The sequence below is a fragment of the Pseudomonas sp. SWRI51 genome (assembly GCF_014268825.1).
GTDB classification, from domain to species: Bacteria; Pseudomonadota; Gammaproteobacteria; order Pseudomonadales; family Pseudomonadaceae; genus Aquipseudomonas; species Aquipseudomonas farsensis.
This window is the reverse complement of the sequence record NZ_JABWRG010000216.1, coordinates 1-203: the sequence shown is the minus strand read 5'-3', so window position 1 is coordinate 203 and position 203 is coordinate 1. Positions and strand designations below refer to the sequence as shown.

The following is a 203-nucleotide window of genomic DNA, read 5'->3' as shown; positions in this document are numbered from 1 at the left end:
ACCGAGCTCGACGACTGGCCAACTGGGATGGTGATGGTCTGGCCGTTGGCCAGTTTCACTACCAGGTCGCTGCCGGTTACTTCGTGGTTTACCGAAGCGGTGTAGGTAATGGTGCCGCCTTCGGCTACCGAGTTGCTGCTGGCAGTCAGCGTGACAGTCGAAGTGTCGATGGTGTCAGTGACTTGGGTTTCCGCTGGATTCGG

General features: G+C 58.6%; 1 protein-coding gene. It reads right to left on the bottom strand.

Annotated elements, in window-relative coordinates; genetic code table 11:
- Nucleotides 1-203 (bottom strand): immunoglobulin-like domain-containing protein (locus HU720_RS24085; protein ID WP_346656619.1); only part of this gene is annotated, 203 nt, incomplete at both ends.